General features: G+C 45.3%; 20 protein-coding genes and 1 riboswitch. Of the genes, 15 read left to right on the forward strand and 5 right to left on the reverse strand.

The genetic code is table 11. The features are described from left to right. Positions 1-9 precede the first annotated feature (9 nt). From PPM_RS07175 to PPM_RS07220, 10 genes are all read left to right on the forward strand, one after another. Positions 10-510, forward strand: a complete 501-nt coding sequence (locus PPM_RS07175; protein WP_013370105.1) for an Lrp/AsnC family transcriptional regulator — start codon at positions 10-12, stop codon at positions 508-510. 12 nt (positions 511-522) lie between these two features. After that, complete coding sequence (locus tag PPM_RS07180; RefSeq protein WP_013370106.1) at positions 523-1,734, forward strand: aminotransferase class I/II-fold pyridoxal phosphate-dependent enzyme; 1,212 nt, start codon at positions 523-525, stop codon at positions 1,732-1,734. 115 nt (positions 1,735-1,849) lie between these two features. Beyond that, entirely contained in the window at positions 1,850-2,056 is a 207-nt protein-coding gene (locus tag PPM_RS07185) for an aspartyl-phosphate phosphatase Spo0E family protein (protein ID WP_013370107.1), read from the forward strand. A 100-nt stretch (positions 2,057-2,156) separates the two neighbouring features. Next, the gene (locus tag PPM_RS07190) at positions 2,157-2,726 is read left to right on the forward strand and encodes a hypothetical protein (protein ID WP_013370108.1); all 570 of its coding nucleotides are present in this window, start codon (positions 2,157-2,159) and stop codon (positions 2,724-2,726) included. Positions 2,727-2,744: 18 nt separating this feature from the next. Next, on the forward strand, positions 2,745-3,308 hold the full coding sequence (locus PPM_RS07195) for a cob(I)yrinic acid a,c-diamide adenosyltransferase (RefSeq protein ID WP_013370109.1): 564 nt from the start codon (positions 2,745-2,747) through the stop codon (positions 3,306-3,308). Between the two features lie 21 nt (positions 3,309-3,329). Continuing rightward, a complete protein-coding gene (locus PPM_RS07200) occupies positions 3,330-4,289 on the forward strand; it encodes an RluA family pseudouridine synthase (protein ID WP_013370110.1) in 960 nt (319 codons plus the stop codon). 44 nt (positions 4,290-4,333) lie between these two features. Next, a complete protein-coding gene (locus PPM_RS07205) occupies positions 4,334-4,699 on the forward strand; it encodes an arsenate reductase family protein (RefSeq protein ID WP_013370111.1) in 366 nt (121 codons plus the stop codon). Between the two features lie 72 nt (positions 4,700-4,771). Then, positions 4,772-5,668 (forward strand): 5'-3' exonuclease, encoded by an 897-nt coding sequence (locus PPM_RS07210; protein WP_013370112.1) that lies wholly within the window; start codon positions 4,772-4,774, stop codon positions 5,666-5,668. Between the two features lie 219 nt (positions 5,669-5,887). Continuing rightward, positions 5,888-6,766 (forward strand): ROK family protein, encoded by an 879-nt coding sequence (locus PPM_RS07215; protein ID WP_172800007.1) that lies wholly within the window; start codon positions 5,888-5,890, stop codon positions 6,764-6,766. Between the two features lie 164 nt (positions 6,767-6,930). Then, positions 6,931-7,938 (forward strand): HRDC domain-containing protein, encoded by a 1,008-nt coding sequence (locus PPM_RS07220; protein ID WP_013370114.1) that lies wholly within the window; start codon positions 6,931-6,933, stop codon positions 7,936-7,938. A gap of 158 nt (positions 7,939-8,096) precedes the next feature. Here the strand turns inward: PPM_RS07220 and corA are convergent, their stop codons facing one another. Further along, positions 8,097-9,032, reverse strand: a complete 936-nt coding sequence (gene corA / locus PPM_RS07225) for a magnesium/cobalt transporter CorA (RefSeq protein WP_013370115.1) — start codon at positions 9,030-9,032, stop codon at positions 8,097-8,099. Between the two features lie 550 nt (positions 9,033-9,582). After that, positions 9,583-9,709, forward strand: a riboswitch (SAM riboswitch). 117 nt (positions 9,710-9,826) lie between these two features. On the opposite strand from corA, the gene metA reads away from it, so the two are divergent. The 4 genes from metA (at position 9,827) to mqnC (ending at position 14,703) form a co-directional block, all read left to right on the forward strand. Beyond that, positions 9,827-10,744 carry a homoserine O-acetyltransferase MetA gene (metA, locus tag PPM_RS07230; protein WP_013370117.1) on the forward strand — a complete coding sequence of 306 codons (918 nt, stop codon included), beginning with the start codon at positions 9,827-9,829 and terminating at the stop codon, positions 10,742-10,744. 124 nt (positions 10,745-10,868) lie between these two features. After that, positions 10,869-12,053 carry a PLP-dependent transferase gene (locus PPM_RS07235; RefSeq protein WP_013370118.1) on the forward strand — a complete coding sequence of 395 codons (1,185 nt, stop codon included), beginning with the start codon at positions 10,869-10,871 and terminating at the stop codon, positions 12,051-12,053. Beyond that, the gene (locus tag PPM_RS07240; protein WP_013370119.1) at positions 12,050-13,228 is read left to right on the forward strand and encodes an aminotransferase class I/II-fold pyridoxal phosphate-dependent enzyme; all 1,179 of its coding nucleotides are present in this window, start codon (positions 12,050-12,052) and stop codon (positions 13,226-13,228) included. The genes PPM_RS07235 and PPM_RS07240 overlap by 4 nt, the downstream gene beginning before the upstream one ends. Positions 13,229-13,569: 341 nt before the next feature. Next, positions 13,570-14,703: a cyclic dehypoxanthinyl futalosine synthase gene (gene mqnC, locus PPM_RS07245; RefSeq protein ID WP_013370120.1), complete on the forward strand. Its 1,134-nt coding sequence runs from the start codon at positions 13,570-13,572 to the stop codon at positions 14,701-14,703. 348 nt (positions 14,704-15,051) lie between these two features. On the opposite strand, the gene PPM_RS07250 is transcribed toward mqnC, so the two are convergent. The 4 genes from PPM_RS07250 to PPM_RS07265 all read right to left on the reverse strand — a co-directional run bounded on the left by PPM_RS07250 (position 15,052) and on the right by PPM_RS07265 (position 18,315). After that, the gene (locus PPM_RS07250; RefSeq protein WP_013370121.1) at positions 15,052-15,912 is read right to left on the reverse strand and encodes a YitT family protein; all 861 of its coding nucleotides are present in this window, start codon (positions 15,910-15,912) and stop codon (positions 15,052-15,054) included. Between the two features lie 84 nt (positions 15,913-15,996). Beyond that, the gene (locus PPM_RS07255) at positions 15,997-17,223 is read right to left on the reverse strand and encodes a cation:proton antiporter (protein WP_013370122.1); all 1,227 of its coding nucleotides are present in this window, start codon (positions 17,221-17,223) and stop codon (positions 15,997-15,999) included. Positions 17,224-17,227: 4 nt separating this feature from the next. Continuing rightward, a complete protein-coding gene (locus tag PPM_RS07260; RefSeq protein WP_013370123.1) occupies positions 17,228-17,722 on the reverse strand; it encodes a cation:proton antiporter regulatory subunit in 495 nt (164 codons plus the stop codon). 197 nt (positions 17,723-17,919) lie between these two features. Next, complete coding sequence (locus PPM_RS07265) at positions 17,920-18,315, reverse strand: hypothetical protein (protein WP_013370124.1); 396 nt, start codon at positions 18,313-18,315, stop codon at positions 17,920-17,922. Positions 18,316-18,553: 238 nt separating this feature from the next. Here PPM_RS07265 and PPM_RS07270 point away from each other — a divergent pair, with 238 nt between their 5' ends. Next, a complete protein-coding gene (locus PPM_RS07270; RefSeq protein WP_013370125.1) occupies positions 18,554-19,435 on the forward strand; it encodes a putative sporulation protein YtxC in 882 nt (293 codons plus the stop codon). The last annotated feature ends 45 nt before the right edge of the window (positions 19,436-19,480 follow it).

Genomic DNA, 19,480 nt, shown 5'->3' on the forward strand with positions numbered 1-19,480 from the left:
TTATGTAGAATGACAGAGCTGAATGAATTGAAACTAAAAGTGCTGGAATTGTTAAAAGAAGATGCAAGAAGAACACCGACTCTATTGGCTACTATGCTGGGGGTAGACGAGCAAGACGTACGCACCTCAATTAAAGAGCTTGAAGACCAACATGTGATCGTCAAATACGCCGCTGTAGTCAATTGGGACAAAGTCGACGACGAAAAGGTTACCGCTTTGATCGAAGTGCAGATTACACCTGAGCGTGGAAGAGGATTTGAAGGGATTGCAGAACGGATTTATTTGTATCCGCAAGTTAAATCTGTTTATCTCATGTCCGGAGCATATGACTTGCTGGTAGAGGTGGAAGGCCGCAATCTCCGTGAGGTCGCTAATTTTGTGTCGGAGAAACTGTCGCCTATTGACTCGGTATTGTCTACCAAGACTAATTTTACGCTTAAAAAATACAAGCAGGACGGAATTATCTTTGAGGACCATCAGGAAGATAATCGTCTGATGATTTCGCCGTAAAGGAAGATCATGATGAATCTCAAAACAGAAGCATTTACCGACAGTAACAAGGCCATGAGTTCTTATTTATCCCCATTGGTACGCGAGATTCCATCATCGGGTATCCGTAAGTTTTTTGACCTGGTGGGTGGTAACAAGGACATTATTACCCTGGGGGTAGGCGAACCGGATTTTACAACCCCTTGGCATATGCGGGAAGCCTGTGTCTATTCATTGGAGCGAGGCTTCACCAGCTATACGTCTAATGCGGGAACGGCAGAACTGCGTGAAGCGATTAGTGAGTATCTGAATGAGCAATTTGACGTCCGCTATGATCCTAAAAATGAGATTATCGTAACAGTTGGAGGTAGCGAGGCAATTGATCTTGCGTTGCGCGCCTTAATTGTACCTGGTGATGAAATTCTGGTGCCTGAGCCGTGCTACATTTCCTATTCTCCAATCACTTCGATTGGAGGCGGGATTCCGGTCGGTATTGAAACGTTTGCCAAGGATGAGTTTAAGCTGACGGCTGAGGCGCTGGAGGCAAAAATTACACCAAAATCCAAGGTGTTGATTTTATGCTATCCGAGCAACCCGACCGGGGCTACGATGACTTATGAAGATTGGCTTCCGATTGCGGAAATCGTGGAAAAGCATGATTTGATCGTCATCTCTGATGAAATCTATGCCGAATTGAATTATGGCGACAAGCATGTCAGCTTTGCTTCGGTACCGGGTATGATGGATCGTACGATTCTCGTTAGTGGTTTTTCCAAAGCCTTCGCCATGACTGGCTGGCGTATTGGATATACTTGCGGGCATCCTGATTTGATTGCTGCTATGCTCAAAATCCATCAGTACACTGTTATGTGTGCGCCTTCTATGGGCCAAGTTGCAGCACTGGAAGGCTTGCGAAATGGTATGGGTGAGAAAGATCGAATGGTAGAAGCCTATAATCAGCGTCGTCGTCTGATGGTTGAGGGATTCCGCGACATTGGTCTGGAATGCCACGAGCCAAGAGGGGCTTTTTACGTTTTCCCGAGTATTCAAAGCACAGGACTCAGCTCGGATGAATTTGCGCAGCGCCTATTGGCAGAGGCCAAAGTTGCAGCTGTACCGGGCAATGTGTTTGGTTTGGGAGGCGAAGGCTATCTTCGGTGCTCATATGCGACTTCTGTCACTCAGCTGACGGAAGCTCTGGATCGGATTGGTCATTTTGTTGAAAAAGTTAAAAAAGAAGGTTAAAATTATTTTTTTTATGGGTAATTCATAGAAAATAGTCTTTTATTTCTAAATTTCTATGCTATAATTTGAAATCGGAAGCAGGAAGTTCAATTTTTCAATTACAGGAGGAGTGCTCATGTCATATGTTGGATATAAGTCGCCGAGTTCAATAGGATACGACATTTCCCTGGAAGATGAAATTTTGTTCCTGCGCAATGAGATGATGCGGACGTTTCAGGAAGAGCAGTCCTTCACCTCTGATCTTGTCATCGAGATCAGCTGCAAGCTTGATTTGAAAATCAATGAATACATGAAGCTGTACGGTATGGAATGCAGAGTGTAACTGTGTGAAGTCACCGTAGCTACGAAGAAGGCCGCAGGGCCTTCTTTTTTTGCATTCACAACTTATGATATATTAGTGGCATGGAAGAGGGGGCGTACATATGAGAGCAGGGCTAAAAAGGATATCGCCATGGATTATCGGAATCATAGCACTTGTACTATTGGCTGGATGTGGGGGACGGGACAAGGACAGCTTCTCCATATTTATTATGGATAAAGGGGATGCATCAGTTATTCGTGACGAGCTGGCACAAAAGCTTAAGGATAAGCTGGGCGAACAGGCTCCGACGATCGAGATTTCAGTCAGCCCACTGTATAACCAGCAGAAGCTGGTCGTAGAATATGCGGCCGGAGAGCATGATTTGTTTCTTTTGCCGGAAGAGGACATGAAGTTGTATGGACAGAATGGCTCGAATCTACCGTTAGATGATGCCTTTGACAAAAAGACGTATGCCCGGGGTGTGTTCGAGGGCGGCGTATTTAAGAAAAAGGAGCAAGGGGAAGAAGGAACGGATGTAATCAAGGCAACCCATTTGTTCGGAATTCCGGTGGAGCAGATGAAGATGTTTAAGGACCTAAAATATAACTCAAACACATTATTTGCTACTGTACCGCCACGCACAAGCAATAAGGAAGAAGCCATCAAGGTACTGAAAGCACTCACAGAATGATAAAGGGGATGGAATGATATGGGTATTTATACCAGAACAGGCGATGAAGGGCAAACTTCTGTGATCGGCGGCCGAGTGTCCAAAGATGACGACCGTGTGGAGGCGTACGGTACCATTGACGAGCTGAACAGCTTTGTAGGACAAGCAATCAGCTTTGCCGAAGGGGAGAAGTTTGCGGACATTCGGACTCAATTGGAAGAAATACAGCAGGAGCTGTTCGATTGTGGTTCGGATTTGGCGTTTGTTAAAATCAATGAAAGTAAATATAAAGTAAAAGACGAGCTGGCAGAGCGGCTGGAAGGCTGGATTGATGCATGCCAGGAGGAAAATCCAAAGGTGGAGCGCTTTATTATCCCGGGAGGAAGCACATTATCTTCGACGCTTCATGTTTGCCGCACGGTTTGCCGACGCGCGGAACGCCGTGCGGTTACACTAGGTAAGCACACAGATATCAATCCCGCGGTACGTCGGTATTTGAACCGCCTGTCCGATTACTTCTTTGTTGTGGCTCGCACAGCGAATGTGCGTCAGGGTGTGCCCGATGTCGAATATGTGCGCAGCAAAAAGGTGTTCCGCAAATAAGGAGGCAATCGGGAATTTGTGATGAGCTTGTACTATGAACCTATCGTATATATGATTCCTCCTGAGGAGGAGGGCATGTTGTTGAAGACCATTCTCCAAAAACGTATGAACATTTCTCGTAAGCTCATATCCAAACTCAAGCTGACCGAACAGGGGATTATGCTGAACGGGATACGTGTGTATATCAGCGTAAAGGTAAAGTCCGGGGATCGAGTAGAGATTCGCATGGAACGCGAGCGTTCCGACGATATTTTACCCGAACCCATTCCTTTTGAGATTTTGTTTGAGGATGAACATCTGTTAGTAGTGAACAAGGCGGCGGGCATGGTTGTCCATCCGACTCATGGTCACTACACAGGGACGCTGGCTAACGGGGTTGTGCATTATTGGCAGGCCAAGGGGGAGCTGTTTCGGTTTCGTCCTGTTCATCGTCTTGATCAGGAGACGACGGGCGTGCTAGTTGTAGCTAAAAATCCGTATGTTCACCAGCATATTTCCGAACAGATGATTGCGGGAACGGTGGACAAGCGCTATACAGCTTTGGTGCATGGACGCCCTCAGCAGCAGGAAGGCAGGGTGGACGGACCGATTGACCGCAACCCGGATAATCCGCATTTGCGCATGGTGACCCCGGATGGTTATCCTGCTCTTACGCTATATAAGCTGGAGGAAGTGTGGAGCGGAGGAAGCCGCATCGGTTTAAAATTGGAATCTGGACGTACGCACCAAATTCGGGTGCACATGACATATATCGGATGCCCGTTGATCGGAGATAAAATGTACCGGATTACACCTAATGACGCTGTGCAGCGTGAGCTCTATGATCAGCTTGATGCGAGGATGCCTCGACAAGCCCTGCATGCTTCGGAATTGTCCTTGGTACATCCTGTGACCGGGGAGCGGATGACGTTTTACGCTCCTCTGCCGGACGATATGATCAGAATGCAAGAGCTGTTAAGAGCTCAATATCATCCAGAATAAAATATTCAATAATAGATTGAAACTAAATGGAGGTTAATCTAGCGATGAGCCAACTGAAAGTATATCAATATTCTAAATGCAGCACCTGTCGTAATGCAGTGAAATGGCTGCAAAACAAGGGGCATGAGACGGAACTGATTCCTATTTTTGAACAACCGCCCGGCCCGGAGGAACTGGAAGACTTGATTAATAAAAGCGGGCTGGAGTTGAAAAAGTTTTTCAATACAAGTGGTGAAGTATACAAAGAGTTAAAGCTGAAAGATAAGCTTGGAAGCATGAGCCGTGAAGAGCAAATTTCACTTTTGTCCTCGAATGGAAGATTAATCAAACGTCCAATTGTAACTGACGGGAGTAAAGTAACGGTAGGATTCAAAGAGGAAACATTTGAGGGGACATGGGGAGCTCAGTAACGCCCAATTTACCACCATGATATGTTATACTGTGGGGGTTAAATAATATGATGAATGGGAGCAATACAATCTGTGACACAACGCAATGAACAATCCGTAATGCTGGTTGACGGCATGGCCCTGCTTTTTCGTGCTTATTATGCAACCGCTGCAAACGGTTATATCCGTCGTACAAAAGCTGGAGTACCAACGAACGCCATATATGGTTTTATTCGATATTTTTGGGATGCAGTCCAAACCTTTAATCCTACACATGTTATTTGCTGCTGGGATATGGGCGGAACGACATTCCGTGGGGAACATTTTGCTGCGTATAAGGGAAACCGAGCCGACGCGCCAGATGATTTGATTCCTCAATTTACTTTGATCCGTGAAGTGACGGACAGCCTCGGCATTCCCAACATTGGGGCGGAAGGCTTTGAAGCGGATGATTGCATCGGTACGCTCGCACGCCATTATTCGCAAAATGAGGACATGGATGTCATGATTCTATCGGGAGATCATGATTTACTTCAATTGGTAGATGAGCGGACACAAGTCATTATTATGAAAAAAGGACATGGCAATTACATGGTATATACCCCGGAGACGCTGTTGTCTGAAAAAGGGCTTAAGCCGCGCCAAGTGGTTGACCTCAAAGGTCTGATGGGTGATGCAAGTGACAATTACCCGGGAGTACGCGGAATTGGTGAAAAAACGGCCCTCAAGCTGGTGCAGGAATACGACTCCATTGAAGGCATTCTGGAAAATCTAGATCAATTGACACCGTCGGTCCGTAAAAAGATCGAGAGTGATTTGGATATGCTGCATCTTTCACGCAAACTTGCTAAAATTCACTGTGATGTGCCTGTTGCATGTGCTTTAGACAGCTGTCTGTTGACACTGGATCACGTGCAAATTGTCGACAAATTTGAGCAACTTGAAATGAAAAGCTTGTGTACGTTGATGGGTGTCGCAACCGGATCATAATGAAGAGCTGTTAGGCTGGGGATGTACATTTCAGATAGACTAAGTTATATAGGGATGCTGACGCTTGGTGCGTGAGTGTCCTTATTTATATGCCATTATGCCAGCGAAGATATATAGCCATGTGAAGGATTTTATACAATTGTGATAAGGGGATTGACCTTAGGCTCGTTTCAGGTGAATATAGTGAAGAGAGATCATGGAGAGGGGATTACAACAGCTATGACAGTATTGGGAGCAATTGAGGCAGGCGGCACCAAATTCGTATGTGGAATCGGAAATGAACGTGGGGAGGTCTTGGAAAGAGCAAGCTTTCCAACAACAACTCCAGCAGAAACCATGGAGAATGTCATCGCATTTTTTGAAGGCAAAGGGATTGAAGCGCTGGGTGTAGGCTCATTCGGACCAATTGATCCTATCGAAGGCAGTGATACATATGGTTATATTACAACAACGCCAAAGCCGCATTGGGGAAATTATAATCTGATTGGCAAACTGAAGGAGCATTTCGATGTACCTATGGGGTTTGACACGGATGTAAATGGAGCAGCACTGGGTGAATCCATTTGGGGTGCGGCTAAAGGATTGGACAACTGTCTGTATATTACAATAGGTACAGGCATCGGAGCGGGTGCTTTGGTTGGCGGAAAGCTGGTACATGGATTGTCCCACCCGGAAATGGGGCACATTCTGGTACGTCGCCATCCAGAGGATAACTATGAGGGCACATGTCCATATCATGGAGATTGTCTGGAAGGACTGGCAGCCGGTCCGGCGCTCGAAAAAAGATGGAAGGTTAAAGGACACGAGCTTTCTGTGGATCACCCTGCCTGGGAAATGGAGGCGCATTATCTGGCACAGGCTCTAATGAGCTATATTTTAATCCTCTCACCGCAAAAAATTATTATGGGCGGCGGAGTAATGAAGCAGGATCAGCTGTTCCCGCTCATTCGTACCAAGCTTCAACAACTTTTAAACGGGTATGTACAGCATTCAAGTCTGACTACAGAAATTGAGCAATATATCGTATCTCCAGGATTGGGTGACAATGCTGGATTGTGCGGAGCTCTGGCTTTGGCCAAGGAAAAGCTGAATTCTTAGAATTTATGGTTGACGGTACTCCAAGGTCCGGTTATCATATAGGCAACAGCATAGTACGGATCAAAAAGGGAAGCACCTTTCTTGCGAATACGCGGGATAGGTGCTTTTTTTGCGTTTTTGTATTGTGCGGGTCAGTAATCTAATTATATGAGGGAGGAAGAATCATGGAGATTGTATTTTTAAATCGCTTGTCCAAACGGAATGAACAGGGCTGTGAGGACTTTGCGCAGGTATGGATTGGACAACATGAAGGGGGATGGAGTGCAGGCTGGAGCACACACCATGTCCCAGATGAAAGTATAGACGACCTTTGGTATGAGGGCAGTTTGTGGCAGGAATTACTGCATGTATACCGTCATGAGCTGGCGCTCAAGATGGCTGAGGGCTACAGGCCTCTAATTCATGGCGTTTTTCATGAACAAGCAGGATCATCAGGACGTGGACAAACGCTACAAAAGCTGTATTGCTATAGTGATTTGTTTCCGCGTGATGAGGTGTATGAACAATTGACAATGTGGAGACGGCAAAAGGCAGCAACTGAGCGAAAAGCACCTTATTTTATCGCTACGAATCGACTACTTCGACTCATCAGTGTCTTTCTTCCTCATACCGAAGAAGAATTGTTAGAACTGCCTGGTATGGGCCTGGGTAAGGTGTCGCAATATGGGACGGAGCTATTGGCTATTACGAAGCAAAATGATCGGACTACGCCATTTCCGCTGAACTGGGTAACAGAGGCACTTGAAGAAGAAGTTTTTTTGTCATGGCTGTACAAGCAAAAAGAAAACCAGTACAGACAGGAACTAAACAAGTTTAGCCTGACTAGAGCGATTGTCGAAGGCATTTCGGACGGTCTTTCACTGGAGCATATCGGAATGAAGGCAGGCTTGCACCGCCGAGAAATGATTGAAGCTGTGGAACATTTGGATAGGGATGGAATGGATATGGAGAAGCTGATCTGCACGGAATTGGCACATGTATCTGAGGAGGAGCAAGCAGCCATCTGCTCTGCTTATGCAGAGTTGGGAGATACGCTGCTCAAGCCCATTATGCTAAAAGTGTATGGAGAAGAAAAAGCGACGGAAGCAGGACTGGATCAAATTTATGAGCGATTGCGACTGATTCGTATACGGTTCCGCCATCAGGAGGTACCTGACCAACATGTTGGATAATATAGAGACGATTGGAAGTGTCCTAAAGTACAAATAAGGTGCAATATAAAAAAAGCAGCAGCGAGTTCCTCATAGGAATCGGCTGCTGCTTTTGATGACCAAGCTTGAAAAATCGAAATAAGCACCCAGCTTGGTAGTTTTGGTTTACTCTCTTCTTTTCAAACCCAGTCCTTCTTGCGGAAAATACAGAACATACTGACACCTAGTGCCACCATAATCCCAATGACGACAAAATAACCATAACGTGTATGAAGCTCAGGCATATTATCAAAGTTCATCCCATATATTCCGGTAATGACCGTCAACGGCATAAATACGGTTGTAATGGCGGTAAACACACGCATGATTTCATTAGCACGGTTGGCGATACTTGACTGATAAGCTTCTCTAAGGTTCCCCATCAAGTCGCGATAAGTTTCGAAAGTCTCCGAAATTTTCACAGCATTTTCATAAATGTCGCTAAAATATTTTTGTAGTTGATCGTCGATAAGTCGCAAATCCCGTTTGTTCAGGGTATTGATGACTTCCTTTTGCGGGCCGAGCACTTTTTTTAGCCATAGAATCTCACTGCGCAAGCCGATGATTTCGTTCAAGTGCGACTTTTTCGTATGCATTAGAATGTCTTCTTCCAGCTTTTCAATACGAACCTCAATCCGGTCACCAACCAGAAAATAGTTGTCAACGATCAAGTCGACCAACAGATACATAAAACGGTCAGGCTGGCTGACTTCCTGCTCCCATAGCATAGGCTTGAGAGTACGAAGCTCATTGATTTTCTGCTTGGTCACCGTAATGATAAAATGGCGGCCGAGAAAAATGTTCAAAGCACGCAAAAATATTTCTTCATCATCAAAACGAATACTATTTACAACGATAAAATAATGGCTTTCATAAATTTCAATCTTTGGACGCTGTTCTTCTTCACTTAAACAGTCCTCTACTGCAAGATCATGCATAGAAAATAAGGGCTGGAGCACTGTCAGATCCTCGACATCGGCATCAATCCAATAAAAGCCTTCTGCCGGTGCAGTGAGCGCCATTTCAATTTCTTCGACAGGGGTAAAAACCCCGTTGTTAACCAAACGGATTTTCATATATGTCACTCCTTATGCTCCGTCGTAACGGAAATACGTTTACCTTAAGCATAAGGAATGGACTCAGTTAGCCAGTTAGCCGGTTCGGGTAAGCGTGCATACCATCAAAAGCAGAAGGCTTTTGGAGCATACGGAGCCTGGCGTCCCGTCTTTCGGCAAGCTGAAGTCATTCCTATGCTGTTGTTCAGGGATCGCCGCCTATTCGGACTCGGGTCGCCTTCCATTCCGGATTCACCTCACAAATGTTCTTTTTTTAGGTTGCCACAGTATCGCAGAAAACACTCTAATCTACACTGCTGCACCATATTTTTGCCTATTAGCACTTGTATAGTATAACGCTCGGCCTACGGCCTTTCAAGCGCAAAATCATGGGCAAAATCAACAGCAGTCATATGAGCTTCTGCGACAGGGAGGATATGATTTAACCTATGGAAAAGGTAGACAAAATGTGAATGCAGGGCACAAATTTACAAGTCCATCTTGACGAAGCCCAGCCGATGCATTAAAGTGAACAACAAGAACTTTGTGAACCCAAAATGAATATAGCGAAATCTTATCAAGAGCAGGTGGAGGGACTAGCCCGATGATACCCGGCAACCGGCGATTTTTATCGCACGGTGCTAATTCTTGCAGGACTCGCGCTTTGTACAAAAAAGCGTAGCCCTGACAGATGAGAGAGGCGCATATGGATACAAATATGACCTTTCTCTAACTGAGAAAGGTCTTTTTATTATATGCCCGGCATCTCTACCAGACGATTTTCGCACAACTTACCGATCAAGGAGTGAGTTTACATGCCGATTAAAATTCCAGACACGCTGCCTGCCAAGGAAGTGCTGGAGGGCGAAAATATTTTCGTAATGGATGAAAGCTTGGCTTATCATCAGGATATTCGTCCGTTGCGTATCGCCATTTTGAATTTAATGCCTACCAAGGAAACGACGGAAACCCAACTGTTGCGCTTAGTCGGTAATACGCCGCTACAAGTAGATGTCACGTTGGTGCATATGAAGTCTCATGTATCCAAAAATACATCGCAAGAATATTTGAACATGTTCTATAAAACGTTTGATGAGATCAAGAACAGTCGTTTTGACGGCATGGTCATTACAGGAGCTCCGGTTGAACAGCTTGAGTTTGAGGATGTGAACTACTGGGAAGAGATCCGGCAGATCTTTGAATGGACGAAAACGAATGTAACTTCGACCATGCATATCTGTTGGGCCTCACAGGCAGGCTTATACCATCATTTCGATGTCCCTAAATACGGGCTCGACACCAAATGCTTTGGCGTATTTCCACACACCGTAATTAAACCTAAAGTGAAATTGCTACGCGGCTTTGATGAACTGTTTTATGCTCCTCACTCCAGACATACAGAAGTTCGGCGGGAAGATATTGATCATATTGCCGAATTAGAAGTCTTATCCGAATCCGAGGAAGCTGGAGTATACCTGGTAGCCACACTTGACGGTAAACAAATTTTTGTAACAGGGCATTCTGAATATGACCCGCTTTCACTGAAATGGGAATACGACCGCGATGTGGCCAAAGGACTGGATATTGACGTCCCCAAAAATTATTTTCCTAACGATGATCCTGAACGCATACCACCCTCTATCTGGCGAGCTCATGCTAATTTATTATTTTCAAATTGGCTTAACTATTATGTATACCAAGAAACACCTTATGATATCGGACCTCAGATTTAAAAAGGGGCTTGTCGTTTACCCTTATACAGTAACACCTTGCAGTAGCGCAGCAGTATAGTCTTGGACATCCATTTTTGCAGCATATGTTATAGCACCTACTATGGAAGTGAACAGGAGGATTCATATGAGTGAGAAACAGTGGAAAATCGAAAGCAGATTGGCACAAATTGGTTCGATTGAGGAGCCAGTAACTGGGGCTGTTAATTACCCGATTTACCAATCTACGGCGTTCCGCCATCCCCGTCTGGGCCAAAGCACTGGGTTTGATTACATTCGGACGATTAATCCCACGCGAAAGGTACTGGAAGAGGCTGCTGCTGCACTTGAATCTGGTGATGCAGGCTTTGCTTGCAGCTCAGGTATGGCAGCGCTGCAAACTGTATTTGCATTGTTTGGACAGGGAGACCACCTCATTGTATCGCTGGATCTTTATGGCGGGACCTATCGTTTGCTAGAGCGTATTTTATCCAAATTTGGTGTGACCGCAAGCTATGTGGATACAAACGATCTTGAAGCACTCCAACAGTCATGTCGACCGAATACCAAAGCAGTATTCATAGAAACGCCTACAAACCCGTTAATGATGATAACTGATATTCAAGCGGTGGCTTCATGGGCATCACAACATGAGTTGCTTACTATTGTAGATAATACACTGCTAACACCATATTTTCAGCGGCCATTGGAACTGGGTGCGGATATTGTGGTACATAGCGCAACCAAATATTTGGGCGGGCACAACGATGTGCTGGCAGGGTTGATTGTAACCAAAGGAAAAGAGCTGTCAGCTGAAATTTCCTTCCTGCACAATTCCATAGGGGCCGTGCTTTCCCCTAGCGACTGTTATCAGTTGATGAAGGGGATGAAGACGTTAGCGCTGCGCATGGATCGACATGAGCATAATGCAACGGTGTTGTCTAATTATTTACTGACGCATCCGGCAGTGGCGGAAGTATTTTACCCGGCGCTTGAAGGTCATCCGGGTCGTGAGATACAAAATAAACAATCCAGCGGAAACACAGGGATTTTCTCTTTTAAAGTGAAGGATGCTCGCTACGTTGAGCCTTTGCTTCGCCATATTAAGCTTATTGCGTTTGCCGAAAGTCTGGGCGGTGTGGAATCGCTAATGACTTATCCTGCTGTACAGACACATGCGGATATACCGGCAGAAATTCGGGATGCAGTCGGGGTAGATGACAGGTTGCTTCGTTTCTCCGTAGGTATCGAGCATACAGATGACCTGATTGAAGATTTGCGTTCGGCACTGGAAGCGGCACGTCAAGAAGTAGAAGGAGGGGAACAGCAATGATAGAGGATGCGAGGAAGATCGGAGAGGATCTGGACAAAGGGCGGAAATTCGCAACCAAGCTGCTGCATTTTGGCTCTGAAATTGACAGTGTTACAGGGGCATCGAGTGTCCCGATCTATCAAGCTTCGACCTTTCACCATCATGATATTTTTAATCCTCCGCAGCATGATTATAGCCGTTCAGGTAATCCGACACGACAAGCTTTAGAAGATTATATCGCATTATTAGAAGGCGGAGCTTGCGGTTTTGCCTTTGCCTCTGGTATGGCTGCTATCTCCACTACATTTATGCTCTTATCGGCTGGTGATCATGTCATTGTTTCGGAGGACGTATATGGAGGAACATATCGACTGCTGACCTCCATCTTGAAACGGATGAATATCGAAACGACCTTCGTTGATATGACGGATCTCAACCTTGTGAAAGAGGCGTTGCAGGAGAATACAAGGGCTGTGTATATGGAAACCCCCTCTAATCCGACACTCAAAATTACCGATGTGGCAGGAATAACCTCTTGGGCAAGAGATAATGGGCTGTTGACGTTATTGGATAATACTTTTATGACACCTTATTATCAACGTCCGATTGAGCAGGGAGTCGATATTGTATTGCACAGTGCGACCAAGTTTTTAGGTGGACACAGTGATGTACTGGCAGGACTTGCGGTAGCTCGTACTGAATCATTGGGGAGACAAATCAAGCAGCTGCAGAATGGATTGGGTACCGTGCTGGCTCCGCAAGAGTCTTGGTTGCTTATGCGTGGGATGAAGACACTGGAAGCGCGTATGGCTCACAGCGAAAAAAGTGCAGCTAAGCTTGCAAACTGGCTAAACGAGCGCAATGACATTGAAGCGGTATACTATCCGGGTTTGGAGAACCATCCAGGGCGTGCAGTTCATGAGAGTCAATCGAGCGGTTATGGTGCAGTGATATCGTTTGATGTGGGTTCTGGTGAGCGTGCAAAAGAGGTCCTCAGTCGTGTACGTATTCCCATTGTGGCGGTGAGTCTGGGAGCTGTGGAAAGTATCTTGTCGTACCCAGCAATGATGTCACATGCGGCTATGCCGCAAAGTGTACGGTTGGAGCGCAGGATTACGGACGGTCTACTCCGTTTTTCCGTAGGTCTGGAGGACATTGATGACCTGATCCGTGATCTGGATGAGGCGTTGCGCTAGAACGTTAGCACATCCGCAGCAGCTTAACGTTATACGAAGGAAGCAAATAGGTACAGCTTTAAGCAGCAGGTTTCCGGTATTCAGGAGACTTGCTGTTTTCTATATGAATGACATGAAAGACAGTGTGAAAAAAGGCACTTTTCAGTCTAAGTATGGTTCCTTACCTAAAGATATGTTAGTATTATCATTAGGTTTTACTATGCTAAATAGCACAGACAACATACAAGGCTAGTCATGAACATACATTACGGCAGGGTTCGAACGCAGGTTTGTGAAAGCATTCTCGTTCATACGTCCTGTCTTTCATTTCGTCGCCCTGTGACAGCGAAGGAGGATACACCATGAGTGTAATCGACCATATTTTAGATAAAGCCCTACGCGGCGAACGCCTGAATTTAGAGGATACCGTTGCTTTGTTCGAATCAGACGAGGTTGAAAAAATAGGTCATGCCGCAAATAAAGTCATGAATCGTATGCATCCCGATCCCATAAAAACCTTTGTCATCGGACGAAATATTAACTATACGAACGTGTGTGACGTATACTGCCGCTTTTGCGCTTTTTACCGTAGACCGGGTTCCGATGAAGGTTATGTTTTGCCGGATGAGGTAATTTTTCAAAAAATTAAGGAAACGCAGGAAGTAGGTGGCACCGAAATCCTAATGCAAGGCGGTGTAAATCCAAATCTGCCATTCAGCTATTATACCGATTTGCTAAAAGCTATTAAGGAACGTTTTCCCGATATCACGATGCACTCCTTCTCACCAGCTGAAATTCATAAAATGAAGGAAAAATCCGGTCTATCCATGGAGGAAACGATTCGGGCCATTCATGAAGCTGGGTTGGATTCGCTGCCAGGCGGAGGCGGAGAAATTTTGGACGACCGCACACGCCGCAAAATTAGCCGTCTCAAAGGCTCCTGGCGTGATTGGATGGATGTTATGCAAACAGCTCACAAGGTTGGGATGAACACGACAGCTACGATGGTTATCGGCTTTGGCGAGTTGATGGAGGAGCGTGCACTGCATTTGTTGCGTGTCCGTGATGCTCAGGACGAATGCATTGAAAACAAGTATAACTCTGAAGGATTTTTGGCCTTTATTCCATGGACCTTCCAACCAGACAACACCAACCTGAAGAAGGAACGCCAGACGCCAGAGGAGTATTTGAAAACTGTAGCGATCAGTCGTCTTGTTTTGGATAACATCAAGCATATCCAGTCTTCATGGGTAACCATGGGACCGGAAATCGGTAAAAAATCGCTGTACTACGGTTGCGATGATTTTGGCAGCACCATGATTGAGGAGAACGTAGTTTCCGCTGCAGGTGCAACGTATAAGGTCAACATTGAATCCATTTTACAGTTGATCCGTGAGACGGGTCACATTCCGGCACAGCGCAATACCCGTTATGATATAATTCGTACTTTTGACAGTGCCAGCAGTATTGAGCATGACTTTATTATGCAAAATTAAGACCTGTTATTAGGTGCTATAACCAGAACGCTTATCTATCACTAATCCAAATGGAGGGATTGATGTAGATAAGCGTTCTTTGTCGTCTGTTAGAAACAACAGAATGGCTTAGATGGGCGGTCGGCTAGTCTCCTGCAAAGGACCGCCCTCTCCAAAGGTATACGGCCTATTTCGGTGAACAAATCTTTGAACTGCCACCGCCCTTGTAAGCGGCTGTTGCTAAAGAGTAGGGATGCTACAACATCCTTACTCTTTTTTAGTGTCTACATATTAGCTATATTGTATCATTATTGCCAATCCGCATGACAATGGAGTAAAAGCGTATTTTGGTTAATATATTGGGCTTTGCTACGTTTCCCAGCACTTCATATGCATGATCTCAGCCTGTGGGTCTGCCATTTGGATGACTGCCTTAAAGCGCTGCAAATCTAGAAGATGAACGCTGTAAACGATGACCATTTGTTCTTTTTTATCTGATTCACTTTTCATCTTACCCTTTATCTGGGCAGAGCCTTCAATAGGTGTGCCGTGTAAACGCAACCTGCGATATATGGCATCTTCGACAGTTTGCTGTTTTTTGCTGACAACACAGACCATGCGTCTCAGACCAGTAAACATCAGCCGGGTCGTTTCATATGCAGCGAGACAGGATAAGGCGGAATAGAGGGCTGGCTCCCATCCTAACACAAAGCCAGCCGTAATGAGCAGCAGGCCATTACACAACATTACAATCTGTATTAACGGAATTTTCCGATGGGTTAGTACCAAAGTGGATGGACGGCCATCGTCAGATTCGCTAAGTCCTAGTGAATCAAGCAGCCCCCCGTGACGAGCTGTCAGTGCTGCGCCAAGCCCAATACAGATTCCGCCTCCCAAAGCGCATACGACCGGATGGCCGCTCACTGCCGGAAAAGGCGAGAGAATGATGGCTGAGCCTGAAAAGGCAAACAAGCCGGGGAGTGCGCGAAGCAGCATGGGCTTGTGAGTAAACAAAGAATACAGCAGCATTAGTGGCAAGTTTAATACGAATAGCAGCAATCCAAAATGCTCCTGTGTGTAAAGCGACATGAGTCTGGAGATCCCCGTAACGCCTCCAGCGATCATATCGTGCGGATGTAAAAACAATTCCAGACCGACGGATGCCGTAATTCCGCCAATCACCGTATAAAAGACAGGGAACCTGCTCGCATCTCCTGAAGCGGGCTTCACAAGCCGCCTCATAGAGTTTCGGCATGTTTTACAGCGTGCGGCATAGCCTTCCCTCCTATGGATTGTCGTATCCAGCTTTTACAGTTACGCCGATTTGCTTTCTTCCTTTCGTAAGCGAGGGTCCTTAAATTTGAATACTTTGTTTAGCATATTAAAGATAGGCTTTGACTGCTTTGTCAGAAGTGGTCCAAGAATTGCCAGTATGAGTACATAGATGGCTGCAAAAGGTTGAACAATATCAAGCAAACCGCCTTCTTTACTCAAGTTGGCCATGATGATCGAAAATTCGCCTCGCGCCACAATAGTTAAACCGATATTTGCGCATGCTTTGGGAGATAAGGACGCCGTACGCCCAGCCAGCATACCCGCCCAAATATTACCCAATAGTGTGAGAAGGACTGCTGCCAGCGCAAGCCATATGGCGTTACCTCCTAAGGACAGCGGATCAATGGAGAGTCCGAAGCTGAAGAAGAACAGGGCACCGAAGAAATCACGGAAAGGAACAATTAAATGTTCAATCCGTTTGGCGTGTTCCGTTTCGGCCAGTACTAGACCAACCAGCAGGGCTCCAATAGCTTCCGCTACATGAATCGTTTCCGAAAAGCCAGCCACCAGTAACAGTGAGCCAAAAACAACAAGTCCGAATACCTCATTGGAGCGGATACGGAGAATCCGATTTAGCAGAGGGACGGCCTTTCGACCGATAATAATAACTGCAAGCATAAAGCCAAGCGCGATGAGTGCCGATAGCAGTACACCCCCGAGCGAGGAAGAATCGCTAAGAACCAATCCGGAGAGGATGGAGATGTAGACGGCGAGGAAAACATCCTCAAACATAATAATACCTAAAATCATTTCTGTTTCAGCATTAGCGGTACGCTTGAGATCGACCAGCACCTTGGCTGCAATAGCACTGGATGATATTGTCGTAATTCCGGCAATAACCAGTGTCTCTGCTACAGGAAAGCCGCTCAGGAAGCCCAGAGCCAGCCCCAGTGTAAAATTGATGCCAATATAAATGGTACCGCCTACAGCAATGGAACGACCTGATTTAATCAACCGACCTACTGAGAACTCCAGCCCTAAGTAGAAGAGAAGAAACAGCACTCCGATTCTCCCCATAAAATCAATAAACGGGGCGCTTTCGATAAACCGAAAATCAAAATGCCATAGCTCCATCGCATGCGGTCCAACTGCCATTCCGATCAGAATATAAAAAGGGATGACCGAGAAGCGCAGTTTGGAGGATATCAGCCCGGCTGCAGCGATTAGAGCAATAGCCAATCCAACCTCAAATACCAGATGATCCATCCAATCACCCGCTTCCGTTCATAAGGATTTGTTTAAAGCGTTTCTGCTGATCACGTTCTCCAACAACAACTACAGTGGCATCATCGCTAATAATCACTTCAGGGCCAGGATTTACATATTTTTTTCCCTTTTTCTCCACAATGGCAATAACCGTGGCACCCGAATTTTGCCTTACATCCAGTTCCCCGATGGATTTTCCGACACTTGCATAGTGGGATTCCACTCTATACCATTCGATAATAAAATCGTCAAAAGTCATTTCTACACTTTCAAGCTGCTTGGGCTTATAAGTCATACCACCGATGATAGAGGCTACCAATCGTGCTTCCTGATCATTCAGGGTTGTCATAGAAATGCTTTGTTCCAGATTCTCGTAATCAAAGTGATATAGCTCACGTCTGCCATCATCATGAATAATAATGACAATTCGGTCGCCACTCTCCGCATCTATTCGATATTTAATTCCAATTCCTGGTAAAATAGACTCTCGAATATCCATTTATAAAGCCTCCTGTATAATACGTTTATTTAAGTGAATGATATAAGAAATAAATCACATACTTTGGGAGTGACATGATAAAATTAGAATTCATTAAATTTTAAATAAGAATGGAAAATGAAATTTTACGCATTAGATGAATAGGAAAAATTGGCAAAGAGACATGCAATTGTGGTGATATGCATGCTAAAAGGAGGTTAAGCCACATAACTAGAGGTGAATTTGATGGGGAATAAGAATAATTGCTTTTTTAGCTTACAGATGACAGGAATAAAAGGCAGACGTAGCTTAGGAATGCTCATGAGCAGCACAAGCGCTATCAAAATGACAAAGGGAAGTGATTTAGCCGCAGCAATCACCAGATGAAGTAACGGGGAGGATTTGCGCACCGCTGGTTTGGAATGATGCTCCAGACCGTGAGAGTCCGTTTCTAACGAAGTAACCTCAGCCTGAAGCATAAGTGAAGAACCTGAAGTAAATTGAAGGGATTGAGTGGTATCTTCCGCGTGAAACGTCACAGGAAGGGACAAAATCTGAACGAGGCTCAATATGACGATCATGAATGTACGCAGCATGTTCAGCATCGTTGACATCTTATCTCCTCCCTCTTGTGAAAAATTCATATCACTATAACCTTAACATACCCCGCCCTAAATATTCAAACAGCTTTCGTTTTTACCTAATCACGGTAATTGTTTATAACACGCTTCACGTCTCTTTGAAACCTGATCAGCCTTTTTTGCATATGTCTTTCTGTTTCCAGTCGTTCACTTCGTATAACCCTTCGGAGGCCGCCATATACTGAAAGCAGTGATCGAAAGGAGTGAGCCAATGGAACTGTTTACAGTGTGGACCAATACAGACGGAGATCAAGAAACCGACCGTTTTTACGAAGTGGTCAAAAGTAGAACCAAGGGACTACATATGTCACGGCGCGGATTTCGATTCACTTTCAGACAGCTGGACAACAAAGTGGCATGGACCTGCAAGGGCACTGAAAGCAATTCGGCGTTTGAAAGCTTTCTTCCCTGTGTATACAGCATCATGTCTTCGGCAATAGCGGATTATATTATCGAAGTCAGGGAGTGGAGGATACTCAATCAAATTCTCAACAAAGCCTGCTCGTTGCTGGAGAAAGAGGATGTTGAACAAATTCGTAGCATGATTCGCTCACTGTTAAATGATGATGGTCCCCGAGGACGTTTAAAGCGTCATGGTAAGCTGACCACTCTCCTGGAAAAGGATTTCAAGGAGCTTCGTGTGATCAATTTGGAAGGGCTTATTCAATTCAGACTGCATGCGTATAAAAAAGAGCTTGAAGAAATCGTTGACTATGCCATGGAAGAATTCTGGGCAGATCGGCAATACGAAGAATTTATGGGGCTGCTTAAATATTTTGTGTTTTTTCAGGAAAGCAAAGTTCCACTCGTGCATGTACTTCACCAAGGGGGGCATGATTTTACCATTCTCGATAGTGCCATGGTGCCCATACCGACTCCTGATGCAGATGATATTATTGTGGAAATGCCCGGTATTGAACTGGAGATGGAGGTTGAAGATCGAATCGTCAGTACCCTTATTTCGATATCTCCTGCTTCCATTATATTGCACACAGACGATGAGCACACCCCTATTGTGCGGACGCTCCTGCATATTTTTGAAGATAAAGTGAAGCTAAGCAGACTTTATCCGGGGCAGGATGTTCAAAAATAATCAATAGTTCGTATAAACCTATGGATTTCTGGAAAGCCTTTGCCT

The sequence above is a fragment of the Paenibacillus polymyxa M1 genome (assembly GCF_000237325.1).
Classification (GTDB): Bacteria; Bacillota; Bacilli; order Paenibacillales; family Paenibacillaceae; genus Paenibacillus; species Paenibacillus polymyxa_C.